This window comes from Pseudomonas sp. PAMC 25886 (assembly GCF_000242655.1).
In the GTDB taxonomy this organism is placed as follows: domain Bacteria; phylum Pseudomonadota; class Gammaproteobacteria; order Pseudomonadales; family Pseudomonadaceae; genus Aquipseudomonas.
The window spans coordinates 35,534-42,718 of record NZ_AHHC01000006.1 but is presented as its reverse complement, the minus strand read 5'-3'; the positions used below and the strand labels follow the sequence as shown (position 1 = coordinate 42,718).

Sequence of the window (7,185 nt, the reverse complement as noted above, 5' to 3'; positions counted from 1 at the left end):
CGATGATGGAGGATTACCTCAAGTTCATCGCGAACCGTCGTTTGTCGCAGATTGGGTTGAAGGAAGAGTATCCAGGGACGACGAATCCGTTCCCGTGGATGAGCGAGATCATGGACTTGAAGAAAGAGAAGAACTTCTTCGAGACCCGTGTGATCGAGTACCAGACTGGCGGCGCGCTGAGCTGGGATTGATTTAAAGCGGCCCCTTCGGGGGCCGTGTTGTTTCACCTGTCGATGTTTTTTTATGCCCAATCAAACCATCAAGACACCCTGCGTCGGCCTGTGCTCCACCGTTTACGGAGACCTGGTGTGCCGGGGCTGCAAGCGCTATCACCATGAGGTGATTCAGTGGAACGGCTACAACGCCGAGGAAAAACAGGCGGTGTGGCTGCGCCTGGAACAACTGCTGGTGCAGGTGATGACCAGCAAGCTGCAGGTGCTGGACCCGCAACGCCTGCGCCAGCAACTGGAGGACCGCAAGATCCGGTTTGTGCCCCACCAGTCGCCGTATTGCTGGGCGTATCAGTTGATCGCTCGGGGCGCGCGGGTGATTTCCAAGCTGGATGCGTATGGCTTGGCGCTGCTGCCGGAGTTTCGCGAGCGCAATCTGGCGGATTTGCGGGATGCGATTGATCGGGAGTTTTTCCTGTTGTCCGAGGCGCATTACGAGCGGTACATCGCACCGGGGTTTCTGCGGGAGTCTTTTGGGGCGCCGTTGATAGCCAGTACTTTGGGATAAACACCGACTAATGTAGCGAGGGAGCTTGCTCCCGCTGGAGTGCGCAGCGCTCCCAGGGTTTTGGGGCCGCTTCGCAGCCCAGCGGGAGCAAGCTCCCTCGCCACAGTTTTTGTTGTGTCAGCACACCCAGGACGCATCTCGCTCTGTCTGCAACGCGTACCGCTCTATCGCCTGCTGGCAAACCTGCCTGTCCAGACTCCCCTGCTCCACCAACGCCGTCAGCGCCGCCAGCACGAGGTGATAGCGATCTACCTCAAAGAAATCCCGCAACGCCGCCCGGGTATCGCTGCGACCAAAACCATCCGTACCCAGCACGGTATAAGCCGAATCCACGTATGACCCAATCATCTGCGGCACCGCCCGCACGTAGTCAGACACCGCCACCACCGGCGCGCCCTTGGGCAAGCACTCCGCCAGGTGGCTGCGCCGCGCCGGCTGCTGCGGATGCAGGCGATTCCAGCGTTCCACCTCGCGTGCGTCCCGGGCCAGTTCGCTGAAGCTGGTGACACTGAACACTTCAGCTTCAACCTTCCAATCGTCTGCCAGCAACTGCGCCGCCGCCTGGGCTTCACGCACCAGCGTGCCGGCACCGAGCAAGCGCACCTTGCCGCCCACCTGCCCGCTCAACCGGTACAGGCCTTTGATGATCGCCCCTTCGACACCGTCCGGCAGGCTCGGCTGCGGGTAGTTTTCGTTCATCAGGGTCACGTAGTAGAACTCGTCGACGTCGTGCTCCAGCATCTGGCGCATGCCATGGTCGAGGATGACCGCAAACTCGCCGGCAAACGCCGGGTCGTAGGCGCGGCAATTAGGCACCGTGGCGGCCATCAGGTGGCTGCTGCCATCCTGGTGCTGCAAGCCTTCGCCACCGAGGGTGGTGCGCCCGGCCGTGGCGCCCAGCAGGAAGCCACGGGCGCGCTGGTCGGCAGCGGCCCAGATCAGGTCGCCGACGCGCTGGAAACCGAACATCGAGTAGTAGATGTAAAACGGCAGCATCCGCAGGCCATGCACCGAATAACTGGTGGCCGCCGCCACCCAGGAGCTGATGGCGCTGGCTTCGCTGATGCCTTCTTCCAGGATCTGCCCGTCGGTGGCCTCGCGGTAGCTGAGGATCGAGCCAATGTCTTCCGGCTCGTAGCGCTGGCCCACGCTGGAATAGATACCGATCTGCTTGAACAGGTTGGCCATGCCAAACGTGCGCGCCTCGTCGGCGACGATGGGCACGATGCGTGGGCCGAGGGCCTTGTCCTTGAGCAGATTGGTGAGCATGCGCACGAAGGCCATGGTGGTGGACATTTCCTTGCCGTCCGCCTGGGTGGCAAACGCACCGTAGCCCGACACCGACGGCACGCTGACGGCGGGCGCCTGCTGGCCACGGCTCGGTACATACCCGCCGAGGTCGGCGCGGCGCTGGTGCAGGTAACGCATTTCGAGGCTGTCTGGCGCCGGTTTGTAGAAGCTCAGCGACTCGGTCTGCTCATCCGACAGCGGCAACTGGAAGCGATTGCGGAAGGCGATCAAAGCCTCGCGGTCGAGCTTCTTCTGCTGGTGAGTGGTCATCTTGCCCTGCCCGGCCTCGCCCATGCCAAAACCCTTTTTGGTCTGGGCCAGGATCACCGTGGGTTTGCCGCTGACCCGGCGTGCAGCGTGATAGGCCGCGTGAATCTTGACCATGTCATGGCCGCCGCGCTTGAGGCGGTCGATCTGCTCGTCGCTCATGCCTTCGACCAGCTTGGACAGCGCCTCGCTTTGGCCGAAGAAATGTTCACGGTTATAGGCACCGTCCTTGGCGGCGAAGGTCTGGAATTGGCCGTCCACCGTCTGCGACAGGGTGCGGGCCAGTTCGCCGTCGGTATCCTTGGCCAGCAAGGCGTCCCAGTCCGAACCCCACACCAGCTTGATCACGTTCCAGCCGGCGCCGGCGAACAAGGCTTCCAGCTCGTCGATGATGCGCCCGTTACCCCGCACCGGGCCGTCGAGGCGTTGCAGGTTGCAGTTGACCACCCAGGTCAGGTTGTCCAGGCCTTCGCGGGCGGCCAGGGTCAGGGCCGACATGCTTTCCGGCTCGTCCATCTCGCCGTCGCCGAACACGCCCCAGACGTGGCGGTCCGTGGTGTCCTGCAAGCCACGGTGCTGCAAGTAGCGCATGAACCGCGCCTGGAAAATCGAGCTGATGGGGCCAATGCCCATGGAGCCGGTGGGAAACTGCCAGAAGTCCGGCATCAACCACGGGTGCGGATAGCTGGACAAGCCCCGGGCGCCCGCCTTGCCGGCGCCGATTTCCTGGCGATAGTGAGCCAGGTCGGCCTCGCTCAGACGGCCCTCAAGGAAGGCTCGGGCATAGATGCCGGGGGCGGAGTGTGGCTGGTAGAACACCAGGTCACCGCCAAAACCGTCGCTGCGGGCGCGGAAAAAGTGGTTGAAGCCCACTTCAAACAAATCCGCTGCGCTGGCGTAGCTGGCGATATGCCCGCCCAGCTCGCCGTAGGCCTGGTTGGCACGCACCACCATGGCCAGGGCGTTCCAGCGCACCACTGAAGCCAGGCGTTCTTCGGTGGCCAGATCGCCGGGAAACGGCGGTTGCTGGTCCACGGCGATGCTATTGATGTAAGGCGTGCCATGCCGGGGCTTCCAGGCGATGTGCGGCGCGCCGCCGGCGTCCGCCAGCATGTCGAGGATCTCCCGGGCCCGCGCCGCGCCGGCGTTGGCCACCAGGGAGGCCAGGGCATCGCGCCATTCGGCCAGTTCTTCCTGGTCCATCGCTGTCTGACTCACTGCACTCGCGAAACCGTTCATGGGCACCTCCGGGCTTTTTTTCCAGTTTATGTCGGTGCCAGGGGATTTTTTGACTTTTGTACGCGGCCGCGCGCGCTGTTTTGAGCACAAATCACTGCCAATCGACAGATTCAGAGCACGTTGTGCTTCAACTCCCGGACAGCCCGCAATTGTGTTTAAAATGCCGCCCGCTCAATGACCGACGTTGCCCGATGACCCCAGACGCACTCGCTACCCTGCACGCCCATTTGCTGACCGCCCTGCACACCGTTCCCACGGAGACCCGGCGCCTGTTTCACGGGCGTGGCCGCTGCTGGCCTGGCCTGGAACAGCTGACGGTGGACTGGCTGCAAGGTGTGGTGCTGGTCTCGCTGTTCAAGGAACCCGAAGCTTCGGGACTTGAGGCGTTAAAACAGATGCTGGTGCAGTTCGATTGGTCGTCCTATGGCGCCCATACCGTGGCGGTGCAACACCGCTACTTGCCGCAAAGCACCACCGAATGGCTGTTGGGCGAGGCGGTCGACGAACTGACCATCACCGAAGGCGGCCTGCGCTACCTGATCGACCTGGGCAAAAAGCAGAACAGCGGGCTGTTCCTCGACATGCGCTACGGGCGCAACTGGGTGCGGGAACAGGCTCAAGGCCAGCGCGTGCTGAACCTGTTTGCCTACACCTGCGGGTTCTCCGTCGCCGCCATCGAAGGCGGCGCCGAGCACGTGGTGAACCTGGACATGGCCCGGGGTGCCTTGAGCCGTGGCCGCGACAATCACCGCCTGAATGGCCATGACCTGAGCCAGGTGACCTTCCTCGGCCACGACCTGTTCAAGTCCTGGGCCAAAGTCACCCACAGCGGCCCGTATGACCTGGTGATCATCGACCCGCCTTCCTTCCAGAAAGGCAGCTTCCTGCTGACCAAGGACTACCAGCGAGTGCTGCGCCGCCTGCCGGATTTGCTCACGGCACAGGGCACGGTGCTGGCGTGCATGAATGACCCGGCCTTCGGCGAAGACTTCCTGATCGACGGCGTAACCCGCGAAGCGCCTGGCCTGCGCTTTGACCGGCGGCTGGAAAACCCGCCGGAATTTCCCGATATCGATCCGCAAAGCGGATTAAAGGCACTGGTGTTCCGTCAAGGCTGATGCCGAAACGTCTTACGCTTGCTACGCTTAACCTACGCCGGGTGGTGAACCTTATCCCACCCTTCCCGGTCGATACTTGCACACTCTGGCCAGATTCGACGGTGTTACCCCGTCGGCTGCCCTGTTTCACCATTTGGAGAACGCCCCTGTGATATCGACCCTGCATGTAGCCCGTCTCAAGGCCTGGGGCGCCCATGGTTTTACCGCCACCGGCGTGGTGCTGGCCTTCCTGGCCACTTTGGCACTGCTCGACAACCAGCCCAAGGCTTGCCTGCTGTGGCTGGGGCTGGCCCTGATCGTCGACGGGGTAGATGGCTCGCTCGCGCGACGGGTGAATGTGCAGACGGTGCTGCCAAGCTTTGATGGCTCGGTGCTGGACCTGGTGATTGATTACCTGACGTACGTCTTTATCCCGGCATTGTTTATCTATCGCTATATCGCCTTGCCGGACTTCACCCCACTGTTTACGGTGTCGGTGATCCTGGTGTCGTCGCTGTTCTGCTTCTGCAACGTGAATATGAAGAGCAAGGACAATTACTTCCAGGGCTTCCCGGCCGCCTGGAACGTGGTTGCGCTGTGCGTCTACATCATCCAGCCGGCTGCCTGGATCACCCTGTTGACTGTCATCGGCCTGGCGTTGCTGACGGTCACGCCGATGAAGTTCCTGCACCCGTTCCGGGTCAAGCGCTTCATGCCGATCAATATTGCGGTAACGACCATTTGGTTGCTGTGCAGCCTGCTGCTGGTGATCGACTTCCCGTACACCAATCGGCTGACGATGGGGCTGTGGTTGCTGATGTCGGCGTACTTCCTGGGAATCTGCATCTGGCGCACCGGCATGGAATGGTGGGAGAAGCGTCACGCCTGATACCCACACCTGAGGGTTATGGGTAAGATACCGGCCTTTCGCGCAGCCCTTTCTGCGCCTTGCCGACTAAGTCTTGCCCATGCCCTTCGAACTCAGCGTTGACCTCACCACCCTGGCGATCCTCGCCGTTGTTGCCTTCATCGCCGGTTTCATCGACGCCATCGCCGGCGGTGGCGGCCTGCTGACAACGCCTGCCCTGCTGACCGCCGGCATGCCGCCGCACCTGGTGCTGGGCACCAACAAACTCAGTTCCACCTTCGGCTCGGCCACCGCCAGCTTTACCTTCTATCGCCGCAAGCTGTTTCATCCACGCCAGTGGGTGCATGCCATCGTCGGCACGCTGATCGGCGCACTCACCGGCGCAGTCGTCGCCCATTACCTGCCCGCCGAAACCCTGAACAAGATGCTCCCGGTGATTGTGTTCGGCTGCGGTTTGTATTTGCTGTTCGGCGGCACGCCCAAGGCGGCGCTGGATAACGACGCGCCGATCAAGAAGACATGGCAATCCACCCAGGGCTTTGGCCTGGGTTTCTACGACGGCGTGGCCGGCCCGGGCACCGGGGCGTTCTGGACCGTGAGTACCATGCTGCTGCACCCCATCGACCTGGTAAAAGCCAGCGGCGTGGCGCGCAGCATGAACTTCGTCAGCAACGCGGCGGCGCTGACGGTGTTCATCTTCAATGGTTCGGTGGACTGGATTGTCGGCCTGTGCATGGGCGTTTCGGTGATGTGCGGTGCATTCTTTGGCGCACGCAGCGCAATCAGCGGCGGCGCCAAGTTCATTCGCCCGGTGTTCATCACCGTGGTGCTTGGCCTGACGGTGCGCCTAGCCTGGCAGCACTGGTTCAGCGTGGCCTAAACGACGGGCCAGGTAGAGGTCTATCAGGTAGCGCGCAATCGAGCGGGACGCCGGCAACGGCGGCAGCTCATGGATGTTGAACCACTGCGCGTCTTCGATCTCGTCGGCCTGGGGCACGATATCGCCACCGGCGTACTCGGCGTGAAAGCCCAGCATCATCGAGTGCGGGAACGGCCAGCACTGGCTGCCCATGTACTGGATGTTCTTGACCTCCACCTGCACTTCTTCACGCACCTCGCGAATCAGGCAGTCTTCGGCCGACTCACCCGGCTCGGCAAACCCTGCCAGGGTGCTGTAGACCCCCGTGACAAAGCGCGGCGAACGGGCCAGCAGGATCTCGTCGCCACGGGTCACCAGCACGATCATGCTCGGCGAGATACGCGGGTAGCTGCGCAGGTCACAGGCCTGGCAGAACATCGCCCGCTCCCGTGGCACCTGCACCATCGCCTGGCCGCAACTGCCGCAAAACCGGTGTTCCCGGGCCCAGGTGCCGATTTGCGCCGCATAGCCCAGCACTTTGTACAGGGTGTGATCGCCTTGCAGCATGAACGCCCGCAGGCCCTGCCAGCCACAGCCCGGCACATCGGCGGGGCTGTTGAGTTCCAGCAGGTACACCGGTTCGCCATCCAGATGGCCGATGCCATGCTCGGCAAACACCGACAGGTCCTGGCGCTTGAGCCATTCCCGGGGGAACAGCGGGCCGTTCTGGTCGTGCAAAAAGCCTTCGCGGCTGCGGGCCACGGCCCAGCCGCCCGGGGCGTCGTTGTCCAGCAGCGTTGTGGTAATCCAGCCTGGGGTCATGTTCA

General features: G+C 62.7%; 6 protein-coding genes and 1 pseudogene. 5 read left to right on the top strand and 2 right to left on the bottom strand.

All coding sequences use genetic code 11. The features are described 5' to 3' along the window. Together MUM_RS0100220 and MUM_RS0100215 are read left to right on the top strand one after the other, a co-directional pair. Positions 1 to 191 (top strand): annotated as a pseudogene (locus tag MUM_RS0100220) (ribonucleotide-diphosphate reductase subunit beta); the annotation flags it as partial. Positions 192 to 243: 52 nt separating this feature from the next. Then, entirely contained in the window at positions 244 to 738 is a 495-nt protein-coding gene (locus tag MUM_RS0100215; RefSeq protein WP_010165586.1) for a DUF1289 domain-containing protein, read from the top strand. A gap of 117 nt (positions 739 to 855) precedes the next feature. Here MUM_RS0100215 and mdeB read toward each other — a convergent pair whose 3' ends face one another. After that, a complete protein-coding gene (gene mdeB / locus MUM_RS0100210; protein ID WP_029615713.1) occupies positions 856 to 3,534 on the bottom strand; it encodes an alpha-ketoglutarate dehydrogenase in 2,679 nt (892 codons plus the stop codon). A gap of 191 nt (positions 3,535 to 3,725) precedes the next feature. On the opposite strand from mdeB, the gene MUM_RS0100205 reads away from it, so the two are divergent. From MUM_RS0100205 to MUM_RS0100195, 3 genes are all read left to right on the top strand, one after another. After that, positions 3,726 to 4,652, top strand: coding sequence for a class I SAM-dependent methyltransferase (locus MUM_RS0100205; RefSeq protein WP_010165584.1), 927 nt, complete (start codon positions 3,726 to 3,728; stop codon positions 4,650 to 4,652). A gap of 148 nt (positions 4,653 to 4,800) precedes the next feature. Beyond that, complete coding sequence (gene pcsA, locus MUM_RS0100200) at positions 4,801 to 5,520, top strand: phosphatidylcholine synthase (RefSeq protein ID WP_010165583.1); 720 nt, start codon at positions 4,801 to 4,803, stop codon at positions 5,518 to 5,520. 79 nt (positions 5,521 to 5,599) lie between these two features. Further along, positions 5,600 to 6,379: a TSUP family transporter gene (locus MUM_RS0100195; RefSeq protein WP_010165582.1), complete on the top strand. Its 780-nt coding sequence runs from the start codon at positions 5,600 to 5,602 to the stop codon at positions 6,377 to 6,379. Here MUM_RS0100195 and nudC read toward each other — a convergent pair. After that, the gene (gene nudC, locus MUM_RS0100190; protein ID WP_008430294.1) at positions 6,347 to 7,180 is read right to left on the bottom strand and encodes an NAD(+) diphosphatase; all 834 of its coding nucleotides are present in this window, start codon (positions 7,178 to 7,180) and stop codon (positions 6,347 to 6,349) included. The genes MUM_RS0100195 and nudC overlap by 33 nt on opposite strands. Positions 7,181 to 7,185 lie beyond the last annotated feature (5 nt).